This window comes from Qipengyuania sp. ASV99, assembly GCF_047872805.1.
Classification (GTDB): domain Bacteria; phylum Pseudomonadota; class Alphaproteobacteria; order Sphingomonadales; family Sphingomonadaceae; genus Erythrobacter.
This window is the reverse complement of the sequence record NZ_JBLQUK010000006.1, coordinates 123,952-140,311: the sequence shown is the minus strand read 5'-3', so window position 1 is coordinate 140,311 and position 16,360 is coordinate 123,952. Positions and strand designations below refer to the sequence as shown.

The 16,360-nt window shown below is 60.6% G+C and carries 14 protein-coding genes; 10 read left to right on the top strand and 4 right to left on the bottom strand.

The window, feature by feature from the left end:
* Positions 1 to 3: 3 nt before the first annotated feature.
* From ACM64M_RS09075 to ACM64M_RS09065, 3 genes are all read right to left on the bottom strand, one after another.
* Entirely contained in the window at positions 4 to 672 is a 669-nt protein-coding gene (locus tag ACM64M_RS09075; protein ID WP_416228361.1) for a crotonase/enoyl-CoA hydratase family protein, read from the bottom strand.
* Positions 673 to 775: 103 nt separating this feature from the next.
* Entirely contained in the window at positions 776 to 1,249 is a 474-nt protein-coding gene (locus tag ACM64M_RS09070; RefSeq protein WP_416228403.1) for a vgr related protein, read from the bottom strand.
* A 20-nt stretch (positions 1,250 to 1,269) separates the two neighbouring features.
* On the bottom strand, positions 1,270 to 1,773 hold the full coding sequence (locus ACM64M_RS09065) for a copper chaperone PCu(A)C (RefSeq protein ID WP_416228360.1): 504 nt from the start codon (positions 1,771 to 1,773) through the stop codon (positions 1,270 to 1,272).
* Positions 1,774 to 1,952: 179 nt separating this feature from the next.
* On the opposite strand from ACM64M_RS09065, the gene dnaK reads away from it, so the two are divergent.
* Positions 1,953 to 3,884, top strand: coding sequence for a molecular chaperone DnaK (gene dnaK / locus ACM64M_RS09060; RefSeq protein ID WP_416228359.1), 1,932 nt, complete (start codon positions 1,953 to 1,955; stop codon positions 3,882 to 3,884).
* 73 nt (positions 3,885 to 3,957) lie between these two features.
* Complete coding sequence (gene dnaJ / locus ACM64M_RS09055; protein ID WP_416228358.1) at positions 3,958 to 5,112, top strand: molecular chaperone DnaJ; 1,155 nt, start codon at positions 3,958 to 3,960, stop codon at positions 5,110 to 5,112.
* A gap of 11 nt (positions 5,113 to 5,123) precedes the next feature.
* Here the strand turns inward: dnaJ and ACM64M_RS09050 are convergent, their stop codons facing one another.
* Positions 5,124 to 7,466 carry a patatin-like protein gene (locus ACM64M_RS09050; protein ID WP_416228357.1) on the bottom strand — a complete coding sequence of 781 codons (2,343 nt, stop codon included), beginning with the start codon at positions 7,464 to 7,466 and terminating at the stop codon, positions 5,124 to 5,126.
* 74 nt (positions 7,467 to 7,540) lie between these two features.
* Between ACM64M_RS09050 and radA the strand changes: the two genes are divergently transcribed.
* The 8 genes from radA (at position 7,541) to ACM64M_RS09010 (ending at position 16,358) form a co-directional block, all read left to right on the top strand.
* The gene (gene radA, locus ACM64M_RS09045) at positions 7,541 to 8,908 is read left to right on the top strand and encodes a DNA repair protein RadA (protein ID WP_416228356.1); all 1,368 of its coding nucleotides are present in this window, start codon (positions 7,541 to 7,543) and stop codon (positions 8,906 to 8,908) included.
* Positions 8,909 to 8,921: 13 nt separating this feature from the next.
* Positions 8,922 to 9,449 (top strand): CvpA family protein, encoded by a 528-nt coding sequence (locus tag ACM64M_RS09040; RefSeq protein ID WP_416228355.1) that lies wholly within the window; start codon positions 8,922 to 8,924, stop codon positions 9,447 to 9,449.
* Positions 9,439 to 9,891: an iron-sulfur cluster assembly scaffold protein gene (locus ACM64M_RS09035; protein WP_416228354.1), complete on the top strand. Its 453-nt coding sequence runs from the start codon at positions 9,439 to 9,441 to the stop codon at positions 9,889 to 9,891. Before ACM64M_RS09040 ends, ACM64M_RS09035 begins: the two co-directional genes overlap by 11 nt.
* A 56-nt stretch (positions 9,892 to 9,947) precedes the next feature.
* Positions 9,948 to 11,585, top strand: a complete 1,638-nt coding sequence (locus ACM64M_RS09030) for an MFS transporter (RefSeq protein ID WP_416228353.1) — start codon at positions 9,948 to 9,950, stop codon at positions 11,583 to 11,585.
* Positions 11,572 to 12,609, top strand: coding sequence for an alanine racemase (locus tag ACM64M_RS09025; protein WP_416228352.1), 1,038 nt, complete (start codon positions 11,572 to 11,574; stop codon positions 12,607 to 12,609). The genes ACM64M_RS09030 and ACM64M_RS09025 overlap by 14 nt, the downstream gene beginning before the upstream one ends.
* An 88-nt stretch (positions 12,610 to 12,697) precedes the next feature.
* The gene (gene phaR / locus ACM64M_RS09020; protein ID WP_416228351.1) at positions 12,698 to 13,297 is read left to right on the top strand and encodes a polyhydroxyalkanoate synthesis repressor PhaR; all 600 of its coding nucleotides are present in this window, start codon (positions 12,698 to 12,700) and stop codon (positions 13,295 to 13,297) included.
* 47 nt (positions 13,298 to 13,344) lie between these two features.
* Positions 13,345 to 14,889 (top strand): proline--tRNA ligase, encoded by a 1,545-nt coding sequence (gene proS / locus ACM64M_RS09015; protein ID WP_416228350.1) that lies wholly within the window; start codon positions 13,345 to 13,347, stop codon positions 14,887 to 14,889.
* Positions 14,890 to 14,975: 86 nt separating this feature from the next.
* A complete protein-coding gene (locus tag ACM64M_RS09010; protein ID WP_416228349.1) occupies positions 14,976 to 16,358 on the top strand; it encodes a M20/M25/M40 family metallo-hydrolase in 1,383 nt (460 codons plus the stop codon).
* Positions 16,359 to 16,360: the final 2 nt, after the last annotated feature.

Below are 16,360 nucleotides of genomic sequence, written 5' to 3'. Positions count from 1 at the left end.
CCTTTAGCCGAAATCGGGAAGCGGGCTGGCTTCTATATCGGCGATGAGCTGACGGTTCATCGCCGATTTGTTGGCGGCAAATGCTCCGGCATTGAGAGCTTTGAGCTCTCCCAACACCTTGGACAGCAGCGCATCGACATCCGCTGGCGCGGCGACATCGTCGAAATATCCCGCCTCGCGTGCTTCGTGCGGGGTGAACATCCGCGCGGTGGCGACCGCCTTGCGCCCGGCCGGATTGAGCCGCGCTGCGCCCAATATCATCGGATATATTGGCAGCGCCATTCCGATTGCGCTTTCATTCATGCCGCAGACGAAATCGCCTTCGGTGCCGATGGCGCGGTCCGCCGCCAGCATCAGGAACGCGCCCATCGGATAGGCGTGGCCTTCGCAGACGGTCACCACCGGGGCAGGGTGGCGCAGAATGGCAAGGATAGCATCCTTGCCCGCCTGCAATTGCGCGATTGCGGTCTGCGGTCCGGCTGCAAAACCCTTTAGATCAAATCCGGCAGAGAAAATGCCCTTGCGCCCCCGGATCACAACTGGCGCGTGGTCGCTGGCGGATTCTGCAAGCGCCGCCACCAGAGCGTCCAGCTTTTCCTTGTTAAGCGCGTTCACCTTACCATCGTCAAGGGTGATGACATGCGCGCCTTCGTGCTTTCCTGCGGTGATCATGACGGTCTCCTTTAACCTCAGCTTTCAGGGGAGCTAACGCGGCATCAGGCATGCGCCAATCGCTTTTTTCAGGTGCCGTTGGGGCGCGCTACGGCAAATTCATCTACAAAGTTGCGCCGTCGAATTTGACCAGCACGTCATAGGCCGATTTATCCGCAATCCCCGCCATCCTGACCCCGTGCCGCAACCAGAATGCGTGCTTCACGATTTCGGCCTGTTGTTCGATGCCATAGGCACGAAAAGGCTGTCCGGGCATCAGGCTATATGAATAGCGGCAGAACGGATGACGGTTGAGCAGGAGATACCAATTGCCATGTTGCTGCGTCTGCCAGACATGGGTCAATTCATGTATTAGCAGCCCCTGACGCAGCACGTTCTGCGCGGAAAAATCATCGCAATAGGTGTCTCCGCCGGGATGAAAGTGCAAATGGCCGCGCGGCGCCATGGTTACACGCTTGGGTTGCAAGGCAAACCATTTGCGCCGCCGGATTTTTACTTCGCCATATTCTATGGCATCGCCGAACACCGTGCGAGCCAGCGCGACCTCGCCCGGCGTAAGGTGCCGCTCTCCGCCAATCGGGCAGGCAGGAGCAGAGTTCAGCGCTCTTCCCCGGCGGCGCGGATGTCTGCGGTGAATTTGTGCTTGTCCCCGCCTGACACGGTCAAGGTAACTTCAGTGGTGTCTCCGGGTTTGAGATCAGGGGACACTTCAAACGCCATGACGTGATAATCGCCCGGCTTGAATTCGACCTTGGTGCCATTGGTCACCGGGATCGGCAGCGCTTCCATCATCTGCACCTTGAAATCATATTCGCCAAATTGATGCATCATCGCACTTTGCGTCCCTTCGACCGATACCCGGCCGAGCGAAAAGGCGCGGTCCCCATTGTAGGAGAAATCGAAATAGACCGCCGCCGGATTGCCTTGCACCGGGGCCAGCACCATCCGCGCATTCTCGATCGTCACACCTTCGATTACGCCTTCGGGCGCGGACGCCACGGTTTCGGCCTCGGAACCGCAAGCGGCCAATGCGAAAGTTGCGCCCAACGCGAGCGCAGTTGCTGCCCGTTTCGTAGCTGCGGCAATCCTGTATGTGGTCATTCTGGTTCTGTCCTTGTTGTGCCCGTGATCGGGGATAGGCGAAAAACTAGGCCCTTGGTGTTCTTGTGCCAAGCGAAACCGCACCTATATCCGCCCCATATTCGAGCCGCCGAACCGTTTCGCCAATTTCGGGAAACGCAAGGCGCGGTGTCCAACTATGATCCAATGGATGGGAAAATATGGGTAAAGTAATCGGTATCGACCTTGGCACGACCAACAGCTGCGTTGCGGTAATGGACGGCGGCAAACCCAAGGTTATCGAAAATTCCGAAGGTGCGCGCACGACGCCTTCGATTGTTGCTTTCACCAAGGACGGTGAACGCCTGATCGGTCAGCCGGCCAAGCGTCAGGCGGTGACCAACCCCGACAACACCCTGTTTGCGATCAAGCGTCTGATCGGTCGCCGGTTCGATGACCCCACGACCAAGAAAGACATGGACATCGTTCCCTACACCATCGTCAAGGGCAAAAACGGAGATGCCTGGGTCAAGGCGGGGTCGGAGGATTATTCGCCCAGCCAGGTTTCGGCATTCATCCTGCAAAAGATGAAAGAAACCGCCGAAAGCTATCTTGGCGAAGAAGTGACGCAGGCGGTTATCACCGTTCCGGCCTATTTCAACGACGCTCAGCGTCAGGCGACCAAGGATGCCGGGCAGATCGCCGGGCTCGAAGTGCTGCGCATCATCAACGAACCGACTGCTGCGGCGCTCGCCTATGGCATGGACAAGGAAGATGGCAAGACCATCGCCGTCTATGACCTTGGCGGCGGCACTTTCGACGTTTCGATCCTTGAAATCGGGGACGGCGTGTTTGAGGTCAAATCGACCAATGGCGACACCTTCCTTGGCGGCGAAGATTTTGACAATGCGATTGTCGAATATCTCGCTGATTCCTTCAAGAAAAAGGAAAACATGGATCTGAAGACCGACAAGCTCGCGCTTCAACGTCTGAAGGAAGCGGCTGAGAAGGCGAAGATTGAGCTGTCCAGCTCGGCCTCTACCGAGATCAATCTGCCGTTCATCACCGCGCGGATGGAAGGCGGTTCTTCAACTCCGCTCCATCTGGTCGAAACGATCACCCGTGCCGATCTTGAAAAGCTGGTCGGCTCGCTTATCAACCGGACGCTCGACCCGTGCAAGAAAGCGCTGGCTGATGCGGGCGTTTCCAAGGATGAAATCGACGAAGTGATCCTGGTCGGCGGCATGACCCGTATGCCGAAAGTGCGCGAAGTGGTGGAGAAGTTCTTCGAAGCCAAGCCGCACACCGGCGTGAACCCCGATGAAGTCGTCGCCATGGGCGCGGCCATTCAGGCGGGTGTGCTGCAGGGCGATGTTAAGGATGTGCTGCTGCTCGACGTGACCCCGCTGTCGCTGGGGATTGAAACGCTGGGCGGCGTGTTCACCCGCATGATCGACCGCAACACGACGATCCCGACCAAAAAGACCCAGACCTATTCGACCGCCGAAGACAATCAGAACGCGGTAACGATCAAGGTCTTTCAGGGCGAGCGCGAAATGGCTGCGGATAACAAGCTGCTCGGCAATTTCGACCTTGTCGGCATCCCGCCTGCACCGCGCGGCGTGCCGCAGATCGAGGTGACCTTTGACATCGACGCCAACGGCATCGTCAGCGTTGCTGCCCGGGACAAGGGCACCGGCAAGGAACAGACGATCAAGATTCAGGCTTCGGGCGGTCTGTCGGACAGCGACATCGACCAGATGGTGCAGGACGCAGAAAAATTCGCTGAAGAGGACAAGAAGCGCCGCGCTGCGGCAGAGGCCCGCAATCAGGCAGATAGCCTTGTCCATGCAACCGAAAAGCAGCTTGAGGAAAACGGCGACAAGATCGACGCCGAAACCAAGGCTGCGGTTGAGGAAGCGCTTGCCGCGACCAAGACCGCGCTCGAAGGCGGCGACGCCGATGACATCAACGCCAAGGCTCAGGAATTGACCCAAGCGGCGATGAAAATGGGCGAGCAAATCTACAAGCAGACGCAGGAGAGCGCGCCTGACGCCGCAGATGCAGGCGAAGAAGCTGCCACGGACAATGCTGCGGACGAAGATGTCGTCGATGCGGAATTCTCCGAAGTCGACGACGACAAGAAGGCCTAGGCGATTAACCCTCTGCCGCCCCGTTGTTTGCGCAATTTGGCGCGAATAGCGGGGCTGGCTGAAAGGTAGCATTATGGCTTCTGCGCAGACCGATTATTACCAGACATTGCAGGTATCGCGTGACGCCGATGGCGCAGCGCTGAAAAGCGCATACCGCAAGCTCGCGATGAAATGGCACCCGGACCGCAATCCCGGCGATGCCGAGGCCGAGGCCCGGTTCAAGGCCGTTGGCGAGGCCTATGAATGTCTCAAGGACCCGCAAAAGCGGGCTGCCTATGACCGCTTTGGCCATGAAGCCTTCACGCAAGGCATGAATGGCGGCGGGGGCAGATCAGGATTTGGCGGGCGCGGCGGATCGGGGGATTTTGCCGATATTGGCGATATTTTCGAAACCATCTTTGGCAGCGCTTTCGGCGGGGGCGGGATGGGCGGCGCGCGCCAGCAACAACGGCGCGGCGCGGACCTGCGCTATGATATGCAGGTCTCGCTCGAAGAGGCGTTTCACGGCAAATCGACCGAGATCGAAATCGAAGTCTCACAAAGCTGCAAGACCTGTGACGGATCGGGCGCTGCGCCCGGCACATCGGAACGCATCTGCAATCTGTGCCACGGGCACGGGTCGGTGCGCGCCAAGCAGGGCGTGTTCGTGGTCGAGCGTCCTTGCCCGACTTGCGGCGGGCGCGGTCAGGTGATCGAAGACCCCTGCGGCGATTGCCGGGGCGAAGGCCGAGTGGACCGGGCGCAGGCCCTGTCGGTCGAAATCCCGCCAGGCGTCGATACGGGCACGCGCATCCGTCTGTCGGGCAAGGGAGAGGCGGGGCAACGCGGCGCGCCTTCTGGTGACCTTTACATCTTTATCCACGTCAAACCGCACACGCTGTTTGAACGTGAAGGGACCACTCTGGCGACCCGCATCCCGGTGACATTCACGACCGCGGCCTTGGGCGGCAGCGTCGATATTCCCGATCTCGACGGCAGCACCAACACGGTTGAAATCCCGGTCGGCATCCAGTCGGGTAAGCAATTGCGGGTGCGCGGTGCCGGAATGCCGGTGTTGCAGGGCCGTGGGCGCGGTGATCTGGTGGTGGAGATTGTGGTCGAAACCCCGACCCGGCTCAGCCGCAAACAGAAAGAAATTCTGGAGCAGTTCCGCGAGACGGAAACCGGCGATGAATGCCCCGAAAGCCGCAGTTTCTTCAGCAAGCTGAAAGACGCATTCGGGACCTGACCGGAAGTAGGCTAGCTTGTCAGCCGCGCCTCCACTTCTGCTCGCAGTGCATTGATAAGGCCCGCCTGGCACCGTCCAGCGGCGCTTTCTTCGTCGAGGATCGCCAGAAACGCTGCTCGCTTGACCGATTGTAGTGCGCTTTGCTCCATCCCGCCCGGAGCGGTTGATGCAACCAGATCAACCATCCGCTCCGCGCCATGCAGACGGCCCCACAGGTAATCGTTTTCACGGTAAGCCCGGCTGAAGAACGCGCCGAAATTATAGAATTCAATGCCGCGAAGGGTCGCCTGCGTTCCGCCATCGCGGATCGAGAGCGCGTCATCCGGCGAAATCCGATCGATCTTGACCGGGTTGTATTCGGCCAAGCCTTCGCGCTGAGTCAGCGGCAAGGTTGCCACGTCGTAAAATGGAAAACCCAGATAGGTCAGCAGCATTCGCCGCTTAAGATTGCGCGGCATTTTGCCAAGCGCCTCGGCAAACATCACCTCCGCCTCAAGATCGGTTTCGGGCAGCAGCCGGGTGCGGGCCAAAAAATCCAGCACGTCGCCGGGTCTTTCAAGCACGCCGCGCGCCAATTCATCAAACCCTTGCCCCAGCTTTGCGCCGAGGATCGCATTGTCATCAGCGCGGCGATACAGCGCGAGAATGTCGTAAATCTTCTCCCGCGCAAGATCGAGCGCATCGTCCGGGATTTCCGGATCGACCTCCCAATCGCGCGACAGTCTGCGTGCCAGCAATTGCAGGCGCCGCGTCCTGAACCCGATGTCATGCGCGCGAAAAAACGCGATCGCAGGCGCGCTTGCTCCGCCGCTTTCTTCGGTTAATTCATCAAGCCCACGCGCCTCCATCTCCGCCCGAAATGCCGCCGCGATGGGTGCGCTGTCGGTCAAGGCCAGTTCCGGCGCAGCGTTATGAGTCAGCTGCGCCAGACGCTCGATGATCGCGCTGTATTTGGTCTGGGCATAAGCGCCGAACGCATATCCGGCGCTCTCAGCGGCCGCCTGCTGCGCGCGGGCGCGCCAATTGGCCAGCCGCTTGGGAGTCGGGCTGTCCATAAAGAAGGTGCGGCCGAACAAACGCTCCACCGCGCGGTCAATTTGCGGGCGCAATCCCATGACAATCCGCCTGAGCCGCGCGGCATCGCGCGATTGCGCCTCTATTCGTTCAAGATCATCGCGGATCGGTTGTTCGCGCGGGATCGTCGACAGCGAGCCAAAGATCGCGCCGAACCACCCCACCTGTGCCGCCGCAGCATCGCCGCCTCCATGGCCGGATGCGCTGCGATCAGGGCGCGGGTCAATATAGACAAAACGGCGGTCAACCTCGCGCTGCGAAGATCGGCCCTGCATCGATTCCAGCGCCGCGCCAAACGGCGCGTTGACGAGCACCGACCCGTCGATCAACGCAACATCGTCAATCGAACCGTCCCGGACATGGACCGGCATGACCCGCGACAGGAACGCGCCCCGCGTGGACCAAAGATGACTTTTCGTTTTGGCCAGATCATCAATCTCGCGCAGCATCAATGGCGGGAATGCACCGGGAAAGCTAGCGGTGGAGCGCGCAGCAAGCACCAGTTCGAGCGGGTCTGCCAACCAGACACCCGGCGCATCCGGTGTCAGCGCGCGGAAATCGATCGGCATCCGGTGTTCGGTCTCTTGAATGACCGGCGGAGAATTGAGCCGCAGCATTTCCGCATGTCCGCGAAAATCGGTGGCGGTTACAAACAGGTCCATCGGGTGCATCGGCGGCAGCAGCGGTGGGCCTGCTTTGGTTTGCGCCATCGCTTCCAGCGCCTCAAACAACATGGCGGAAAACCGCGAGCCTGAAAACGGCGGATTGAACCAGCGCCCACGCACCAATTGCGACACTTTGCGGCGCACCTCTTCGCGGGTTTCGGGAGAGACGCTTTCGCTGACCGCGTTACCCGGACGGCGCAGGAACCAGTCGGCAATTGGCTGCGCCCAAACCTTGGCATAGCGCCACACGGGCTGAGCATCGGGGTCGGTCAATTCGCTGACATCGGCATTTTCGAGCCACAGATCGGTCAGCGGTTCAAGGCTATGCCCAGAATGGATGGCCTGCGCCAGAAACACCGCATTGATGCCGCCCGCGCTCGCTCCGGTCAGAATATCGGGCAGGACGCGCAGACGCAGCTTGTGGTCCTGTTCGATGCGGGCGAGCAGATCGCGGTACACCGCCGCAACGCCGGTCAAGGTTTCCGCTTCGCCCGAGTGATAGCACCGGCTGGCGCGTGCGAGGTGCCACACTTCCTTGGTCACGCCGTGCATATATACCGCAAGGCTGACCCCGCCGTAGCAGATGAGCGCAAGTCTGAGTTCCATTTGACGCATCGCGATCATCCTACTGCGCAAGTGCCTTGAAATGCAATTGTGTTCAACTTCTGTTCTGGTTACAGATCGCAGTCATGGCAAAGACCAAACGGCGATATATTTGTGCGAATTGCGGCAGCGTCTCCCCCCGTTGGCAGGGGCAATGCGACGATTGCAAGGAATGGAACACACTGACCGAGGATGCCCCGGCCACGGTTTTCTCGCAAAAGCACGATCTTTCGCGCGGCGGTCGGGGTATTCAATTCGTACCGCTCAATCAACCAGTGGAATTGCCGGTGCGCAAATCCACCGGGCTTGCGGAGTTTGACCGCGCGCTGGGAGGGGGGATTGTGCCCGGTTCTGCGGTGCTGATGGGCGGCGATCCGGGAATTGGCAAATCGACCTTGCTGCTCCAGACCGCCGCGACGATCGCGCGCGGCGGCAACGATGTCGTCTATGTCAGCGGCGAGGAAGCGGCGGGTCAGGTGCGACTGCGGGCCAAGCGGCTGGGCGTGGCCGACGCGGCGATCCGGCTCGCATCGGAAACATCGGTGCGCGATATTCTGACGACGCTGGGGGAGGGGCCGCCGCCCGATCTGCTGGTGATCGATTCGATCCAGACCATGCATTCCGACACAATCGAAGGCGCGCCCGGCACCGTTAGCCAAGTGCGCGGCTGCGCGTTTGAATTGATCCGCTATGCCAAGGCGAGCGGCTGTGCGTTGATGCTGGTCGGCCATGTGACCAAGGATGGCAGCATCGCCGGGCCGCGCGTGCTCGAACATATGGTCGATGTGGTGATGAGTTTTGAAGGCGAGCGCAGCCATCAATACCGCATCCTGCGCGCGCTCAAGAATCGCTTTGGCGCGGTCGACGAAATCGGCGTTTTCTCGATGGAAACCGGGGGGCTGGAGGAAGTCGCCAACCCTTCGATGCTGTTCCTGTCGGGCCGCGATCATCCATTGGCGGGCAGCGCGGTGTTTCCCGCGCTCGAAGGGACGCGCCCGGTGCTGGTCGAGATTCAGGCCTTGATCGTCCGCCTGCAATCGGGCGCTACCCCGCGCCGCGCGGTGGTGGGTTGGGATAGCGGGCGGCTGGCGATGCTGCTGGCGGTGCTCGAATCGCGCTGCGGGCTGAATTTCTCTTCGGCAGAGGTCTATCTCAACATTGCGGGCGGTTATCGGCTATCCGATCCGGCTGCCGATCTTGCGGTGGCTGCGGCGCTCGTATCGGCGCTGGCTGACAGGCCGTTGCCGATTAAATCGGCGTGGTTTGGTGAGGTTTCGCTCGCCGGAGAGATTCGCCCGGTTGCCCATGCCGATTTGCGCCTGCGCGAAGCGGCCAAGCTCGGCTTTACCAGCGGCTACGGCCCACCCGATGCCAAGACCGCTTCGTCGAAGCTTGATTACCGACCGGTCAATGGGCTGGCCAAGCTCGTTGACCGGGTGATGGGCACGCAATAATACACATCGCAATATGACAGGCTTTGACATAATCGTGCTGTTCATTGTCGCGGTGGCGGCAATCGGGGGTTTCCTGCGCGGATTGGTGCAGGAAGTGCTCAGCCTTGCCGCATGGATCCTTGCTGCGTTCTCGGTCTATTATCTGCACCGCCCGCTGACCGAATTCTTGCGCGATTATTACGATGCCGAATCGGCGACAGCGATCTTGGCATTCTCGCTGTTGCTGCTGATCCCCTATGCCGCGATGAAAGTGATTGCAGGCAATGTTGGCGAGGCGTCGAGGGGGTCGATCCTCGGCCCTATTGACCGGGTTCTGGGGTTTGGTTTTGGCACGGTTAAAGGCGCGCTGATCGTGGTGTTTGCCTTTTCGGTGCTGGTGCTCGGCTTTGACACGGTGTGGGGCTATAAGGGACGGCCCGACTGGATCAAGCAAGCGCGCACCTACCCTGCTGCCGATGCATTTTCGCGCGAACTGGTCGGAATGATTGCAGAGCGCCGCGAGCAATTGACTGGCGCAGAAAATACGGCGGATGAAAGCTGATCCAACAACCAACGGCGCTGCGCGGCTCTATACTCCAACATTGCTGGCGCTGGCGGTGGAGCTCGCGGCCTGTCCCCGCGATCCGGCCCAGCCACTGCAAGGCCGCGCAAAATCGCGCACTTGCGGCAGCGAGGTGCTGCTGAGCGGGGCACTTCGCGCAGACGGTGCAATCGAGCAGATCGGAATGGAAGTGTCCGCCTGTGCTGTGGGTCAGGCGTCCGCTGCAATCTTTGCCGCAGCAGCGCCGGGAATGGACGCGCGCGCGATCACTGCAAAGCTGGAAGCGATGGGGGATTGGCTGCACGGGGATGCACCGCATACGATCCTGCCCCGGCTCGAATTGCTCGATGCCGCCCGAGCCTATCCAGCGCGGCACGAGGCAATCCTGCTGCCGTGGAGAGCCGCAGCGGCGGCGCTTTCCTCTCAACCGAACTGCGGCTAGACCGCTGCATTGGAGAGGCCCGGCTTGATCGGGCACAGCGAGGAACAGGGGCCCCAATGGCAGAAGCACAAGCACTCAGCGATCGAGAACCGTCGGCTTCAGAAATCCGGCTGGTGGTCGGTGCTTCGTCGGCAGGCACGATTTTCGAGTGGTATGATTTCTTCATCTACGGAACGCTCGCCTACATTTTGAAAGATGCATTTTACGACGTTGACGATCCGACGCTGGGATTGTTGCTGGTGTGGTCAACCTTTGCGGTCGGGTTTGCGTTCCGGCCGATTGGCGCGATCCTGTTCGGGTTTCTGGGGGACCGGCTGGGCCGCAAATACACTTTTCTGGTGACGGTCACCCTGATGGGGATCGCCACCGCCGGGGTGGGCTTCATCCCGACGGTCGATCAGATCGGGGTCGCTGCGCCGATTATCGTCATCCTGCTGCGGGTGATGCAAGGATTGGCGCTGGGCGGCGAATATGGCGGCGCGGCGATCTATGTCGCGGAACATTCACCGCCGGAGAAACGCGGGTTCTACACCAGTTTCATCCAGGCCAGCGTCGTTGGCGGATTTGTCCTTTCGATCATCGTGGTGCTGCTGTGCCGGCTGATCATTCCAGAGGATGCGTTTACCGCCTGGGGCTGGAGGGTGCCCTTCCTGCTGTCGATCATCCTGCTGATCATCTCGCTGTGGATGCGGTTCAAACTGTCCGAAAGCCCGGTGTTCAAAGCGATGAAGGAAGCGGGCGAGACATCGGGCAATCCGTTCATCGAAAGCTTCACCTATCCCGGCAACAAGAAACGCATTTTTGTCGCGCTGTTCGGCGTCGCAGGGATCCTGACGACGATCTGGTACACGGCGTTCTTTTCCAGCCTGTCGTTCCTGAAAGGCGACATGCGGCTGGATGAATTGACGGTGGAGATCATTCTGCTGATCGCGGGGCTGATTTCGATGTCGTTCTATGTCATCGTCGGCAAATGGTCAGACCGGGTCGGGCGCAAGAAGCCGATTATCATCGGCGCGCTCGCGTCGCTGCTGCTGCTGTTTCCGATATTCTGGTTCATGGGCAGCCTCGCCAATCCCGCCCTCGCCGAAGCGGCGGAGCGCAATCCTGTGGTGGTGACGGGCCAGCAATGCGTGACCGATCCCTTTGCCGAAATGTTCGACCGCGAACAGAGCGATTGCGGCAAGGTTCTTGGTTCGCTGATCGCCAGCGGGGTTGCCTATAGCGTCGTGCCGGGGGACCAATTGGCGCTGAGTGTGGGCGGTGCGCCAGTGGCGATTGCGCCCGAATGGCTGAACAGCAGTGAGGCACGCATGGCGGGTCTGCAAGCAGCCTTGTCGCAGGCCGGGTTTGACTTTTCACGGCAAGTCCCGCCGCTGCCCAATCTGATCGGAATTATCCTTGCGCTGATGATGCTCGGCGTGTTGTCTGCGCTTACATATGGATCGGTTGCGGCGCTGTTGTCGGAGATGTTTCCGCCGCGCATCCGCTATTCCTCCATGTCGATACCGTATCATATCGGCGCGGGCTATCTGGGCGGTTTCCTGCCGCTCATTGCAGGCGTCATCGTGGCCAGCACCGGCGATATCTATTCGGGCCTGTGGTACACTTGGGGCGTGGTTGCGTTCGGGATCATCATTGCATGGTGGGGCCTGCGCGGCGGCCCGCCGAGGGATTTCGAAGATGATCCAGCCTGAGCCGACGCTCAGACTCCGCATTGACACCGAAGCTCTGGCTTCAAACTGGCGGGCGCTTGATACCCTGTCAGGTCCGGCAAGCGCAGGGGCGGCGATCAAGGCGGATTGTTATGGCCTGGGTGTCGATCGCTGCCTGCCGGCCTTGCGCGATGCGGGGGCGCGGCAATTCTTCGTCGCGCATTGGAGCGAGGTGCAAGCTGCACTGCACCATGTTCCGCCTGCGCAAATTGCCGTGCTTCACGGTCCGGTGCGGACCGAAGATGTCGCCTATGCCACCGGCTGCGGCGTGGTCCCGGTGATCAATTCGCTGGAACAGGCGCGCCGCTGGACTGGCGGCAGTGGTGGGCGCTGCCATTTGATGGTGGACACCGGGATCAACCGACTCGGCGTCGCCCCGGCTGATTTGTCCGATTCCGCAATCGCCGCGCTCGATATCGATCTGTTGATGAGCCACCTTGCCTGCGCGGACGAAGACAGCCCGGAAAATGTCCGCCAGCTTACCGCCTTCCGCGCCTGCCTGCCCGCTGTCTCGCATCGCGCGGCCAGCCTCGCCAACAGCGCGGGCATCGCGCTGGGCGCGGACTATGCATTCGCCATGACGCGCCCTGGCCTCGCACTTTATGGCGGAGTTCCGCGCGAAGAATTGACCGGAACGATTGGGCAGGTCGCCCATGTCGAGGCCGCGATCATCCAGACCCGCACTCTGACGCCCGGCGACAGGGTCGGGTATAATGGCGAATTCACCGCCGCCGGGCCGATGCGGGTCGGGACTGTTTCGCTGGGTTATGCTGACGGCTTTCTGCGCAGCCGGGGGCCGGGCGGGGTGTTAACCCATAGCGGGAGGGCGCTGCGCCTGCTCGGCAAGGTTTCGATGGACATGGTTGTCGTCGATCTCGCCGCCGCCCCCGATCTGGGCGAAGGCGACTGGCTAAGCGTGCCCTATGATTTACCCGATGCTGCGCAGCAAAGCGCTGTTTCGCAATATGAATTACTGACTACGCTTGGCCATAGACTGCGTATGTGATTGCATCTGCGAAGAAACAACCCGGCTCGTATTGCGCTGCACATTGTGCAGATGCTAAGACACAGGAAAATACAATATCGGGGCATTTATGGCACGCAAATCGAACGAGGCTTCGTCGGGCGCACCGTCAGAAGCGGTGGTGATTAAGAAATACGCGAACCGACGGCTCTACAATACCGCGTCGTCCAGCTATATCACGCTGGAAGACCTTGCAAAAATGGTGAGGGAGAATATCGATTTTGCGGTTTTCGATGCCAAGACGGGCGACGAAATTACCCATTCGATCCTTACCCAGATCATTATGGATGAAGAGGCGAATGGCGGACAGATGCTTCCCGTCAGCTTTCTGCGCCAATTGATCGGCATGTACGGCAATTCGATGCAGGCGATGATGCCCAGCTATCTCGAAGCGAGCATGGCCAATTTCCGCGCCAATCAGGCGAAGATCCGCGAAGCATGGGACAAGGGGATGAGTTCCAACCCGATTGCCGCGATCCACGAAACCAATATGGCGATGATGCGCGCGGCGGCGGAAACCTTCATTCCCGGTGGACTGCCCGGCAGTTCTGCGCGAAATGCCGCTCCTAGACCTGAAAAGCAGGCACCTTCCAGCACCTCTGATGAAATCGCTGCGCTGCGCGATCAGATGGCCGCGATGCAAAAGAAGCTGGACGAACTGGGCAAATAAAGCCACGCGGTTCGCCTCATTCAAACAAGTTTCAGGCAGAGGTATCCGTGTCCAATATCCGCCACGCGCTCAATGTGAAGCGCGAAGACGACTTTGCCAAATGGTATCAGGAAGTGATCAGCGCCGCCGATCTCGCGGAGGAATCCGGCGTGCGCGGCTGCATGGTGATTAAGCCGTGGGGTTACGGGATATGGGAACGCATCCAGCGATTGATGGATGAGCGGATCAAGGCCGCAGGGGTTTCCAACGCCTATTTCCCGCTGTTCATACCGCTCTCAAACTTTGAACGTGAGGCGCAGCATGTCGATGGCTTTGCCAAGGAAATGGCGGTCGTTACCCATCACCGTTTGATTGCGGGCGCGGGCGGCAAATTGATCCCCGACCCAGAGGCAAAGCTGGAAGAGCCCTTGGTCGTGCGCCCGACATCGGAAACCATCATCGGCGATGCAATGGCGCGCTGGGTGCAAAGCTGGCGCGATCTGCCCTTGATGCTCAACCAATGGGCCAATGTGGTGCGCTGGGAAATGCGGACGCGGATGTTCCTGCGCACCAGCGAATTTCTCTGGCAGGAGGGGCACACTGCTCATGCCACCCGCGAGGATGCGTTGGCGGAAACGCACCGCGCGCTCGAAATGTATCGCGCCTGCGCAGAGGAAGACCTCGCCCTGCCAGTGATCGCGGGCGAGAAGCCTGAGAATGAACGCTTCCCCGGGGCGGATGAAACCTGGTCGATCGAGGCGATGATGCAGGATGGCAAGGCGTTGCAGGCGGGCACCTCGCATTATCTCGGCACCAGTTTTTCCAAGGCTGCGGGCATTCAATATCAGGACCGCGAAGGCGTGCAGCAGCATTGCCATACGACCAGTTGGGGCACGTCTACGCGGCTGGTTGGCGGAATCGTGATGACCCACGGCGATGATGACGGTCTGCGCGTTCCTCCCCGGATTGCGCCGCATCAGATCATCATCCTGCCGATGCTGCGCGACAAACCCGAAGACGCCGAAGTGATCGCCTATTGCGAAGAATTGCGCGCCGGTTTGGCGGGCGCTTCTGCTCTCGGTGAACCGCTGCGCGTGCTGCTTGACAAAATGCCGGGCAAGGCGACCGCCAAACGCTGGGATTATGTTCGCAAGGGCGCGCCGGTGATCGTGGAGGTTGGCCCGCGCGACATGGAAAATGGCAAGGTCGCGGTGCTCCGCCGCGACCAATTGTGGGATGTCGAAACCGGCAAACCCGCGATGCAGTTCATCACGCGCGGCGATTTTACAGCGCAAGCTGCGGCATTGCTCGAAGATATTCAGGCCAGACTGTTCGAAGAAGCGCGCGCGCGCCGTGATGCGAATATCACCCACGGTTTTACCCAATGGGCCGAAGTCACCGGATTTTTTGCCAATGGCGGCAAATATCCCGGCTGGGTCGAGGTCCAATGGGCCAAGCCGAGCGGGGCAGCACTGGAAAAAGTGGTCGAGCAATTGAAGGGCGAGAAGCTGACGATCCGCAACGTGCCGCGCGAAAGTGAACCGGCCGATGGCACCTGCATCTTCACCGGACAGCCAGCAGTCGAACGGATATTGGTCGCGCGTTCATATTAGGCTGGCTCTGGCCTGCGTTAATCCCCGATCGGCTCAGCATTGCGCCGCTCTTGCGCCGCGCACGGAAACCCGCAACAACAGCGCGCATGACACATCGCGCTTCACTGTTCGCTGTCCCGGCCATTTTCGCCGCGACGTTCATTATTCATCCGCTCGCCGCCGAACCCGGAGCCGAAGTTTCCGAAGAACGACTGCGCTCAGATGTCGAAACGCTGGTGGGCTTTGGAACGCGCCACACTTTGTCTGCGCAAGACGATCCCGAACGCGGGATTGGGGCGGCAGTGAACTGGGCGCTGGATGAATTTCGGCGCATTGGCGCGGGTTGCGGCGAATGCTTAGAGGTTCTGCCAGTCGGCGATACCGTCACTGGCGGGCGCATTCCAAACCCCACATTGGTGCGCAATGCGGTCGCAATCCAGCGAGGCAGCGAACGCCCGAACGAGGTCGTGATTGTTCAGGCGCATATCGACAGCCGCGTGACCGACCCGCTCGATTTCACCAGTGATGCGCCCGGTGCGAACGATGACGGATCGGGCAGCGCGCTGGTGATCGAAGCCGCGCGGGCATTGTCGGGGGAGCAATACCCGACCACCATTATCTTTGCGCTGTTATCGGGTGAGGAACAGGGACTGTTCGGCGGGCGCATTCTCGCCAATTGGGCGGAGGCTCAGGGCTTTACCGTCAAGGCAGTCCTCAACAATGACATCGTTGGCAATTCCTGCGGCAAGGATGGCTATTGCGAACCGCAGGTCGTGCGCGTGTTTTCCGAAGGGCCGCGCGCCGATTTGACCGATGCCCTGCGCGCGGCGCAGACGCGGTTCGGGGGCGAGAACGATACGCCTTCGCGCAATCTTTCGCGCTGGGTCGCCGATTTGGCAGCTGAACAGCCCGGCGGGCTGCAAGTACGGCAGGTCTGGCGGACCGACCGGATGGGCCGGGGCGGCGATCAGGTGCCGTTCCTGCAAAAAGGCTACCCGGCGATCCGGTTCTCCGTTGGGGTGGAGGATTACGACCACCAGCATCAGGATCTGCGAACCGATGACGGGGTTACATACGGCGATACGGTGGACGAGATGGACTTCGCCTATCTTGCCGGGGTGACGCGGCTGAATGTTCGCGCGCTGGACGCGCTTGCCCGCGCGCCAATGCCGCCCAAGGTCAGCGCCAACGCGGCGGTGCGGGTCGATACCGAACTCAAATGGAACGCAGTGCCCGGCGCCGATACCTATGATTTGCGCGTGCGCCGCAGCGATGAACCCTATTGGCGCGCCGAAACACCCACGGGCTCACGCGGGGAACAATGGGGCGGGATCATGGTGACCGATCCGGTGGACGGGATGCTAACCGACATTGCACCCTTGCGCGGTGACGATTGGATGTTCGGCGTTTCGGCATGCAGCGGCGATTATTGTTCGCCCGTCTCCAGCGCGGTGCCAGGCGGGGCGTTTGAACCGGTGAGTAAAGAATAGAG

Excerpts from the sequence above, each read along its gene's own strand:
- ACM64M_RS09065 (WP_416228360.1), bottom strand. The coding sequence starts at position 1,773 with ATGACCACATACAGGATTGCCGCAGCTACGAAACGGGCAGCAACTGCG.
- ACM64M_RS09030 (WP_416228353.1), top strand. The coding sequence starts at position 9,948 with ATGGCAGAAGCACAAGCACTCAGCGATCGAGAACCGTCGGCTTCAGAA.
- dnaJ (WP_416228358.1), top strand. The coding sequence starts at position 3,958 with ATGGCTTCTGCGCAGACCGATTATTACCAGACATTGCAGGTATCGCGT.
- phaR (WP_416228351.1), top strand. The coding sequence starts at position 12,698 with ATGGCACGCAAATCGAACGAGGCTTCGTCGGGCGCACCGTCAGAAGCG.
- ACM64M_RS09075 (WP_416228361.1), bottom strand. The coding sequence starts at position 672 with ATGATCACCGCAGGAAAGCACGAAGGCGCGCATGTCATCACCCTTGAC.
- ACM64M_RS09035 (WP_416228354.1), top strand. The coding sequence starts at position 9,439 with ATGAAAGCTGATCCAACAACCAACGGCGCTGCGCGGCTCTATACTCCA.
- ACM64M_RS09050 (WP_416228357.1), bottom strand. The coding sequence starts at position 7,466 with ATGCGTCAAATGGAACTCAGACTTGCGCTCATCTGCTACGGCGGGGTC.
- ACM64M_RS09010 (WP_416228349.1), top strand. The coding sequence starts at position 14,976 with ATGACACATCGCGCTTCACTGTTCGCTGTCCCGGCCATTTTCGCCGCG.
- ACM64M_RS09040 (WP_416228355.1), top strand. The coding sequence starts at position 8,922 with ATGACAGGCTTTGACATAATCGTGCTGTTCATTGTCGCGGTGGCGGCA.
- radA (WP_416228356.1), top strand. The coding sequence starts at position 7,541 with ATGGCAAAGACCAAACGGCGATATATTTGTGCGAATTGCGGCAGCGTC.
- dnaK (WP_416228359.1), top strand. The coding sequence starts at position 1,953 with ATGGGTAAAGTAATCGGTATCGACCTTGGCACGACCAACAGCTGCGTT.
- ACM64M_RS09025 (WP_416228352.1), top strand. The coding sequence starts at position 11,572 with ATGATCCAGCCTGAGCCGACGCTCAGACTCCGCATTGACACCGAAGCT.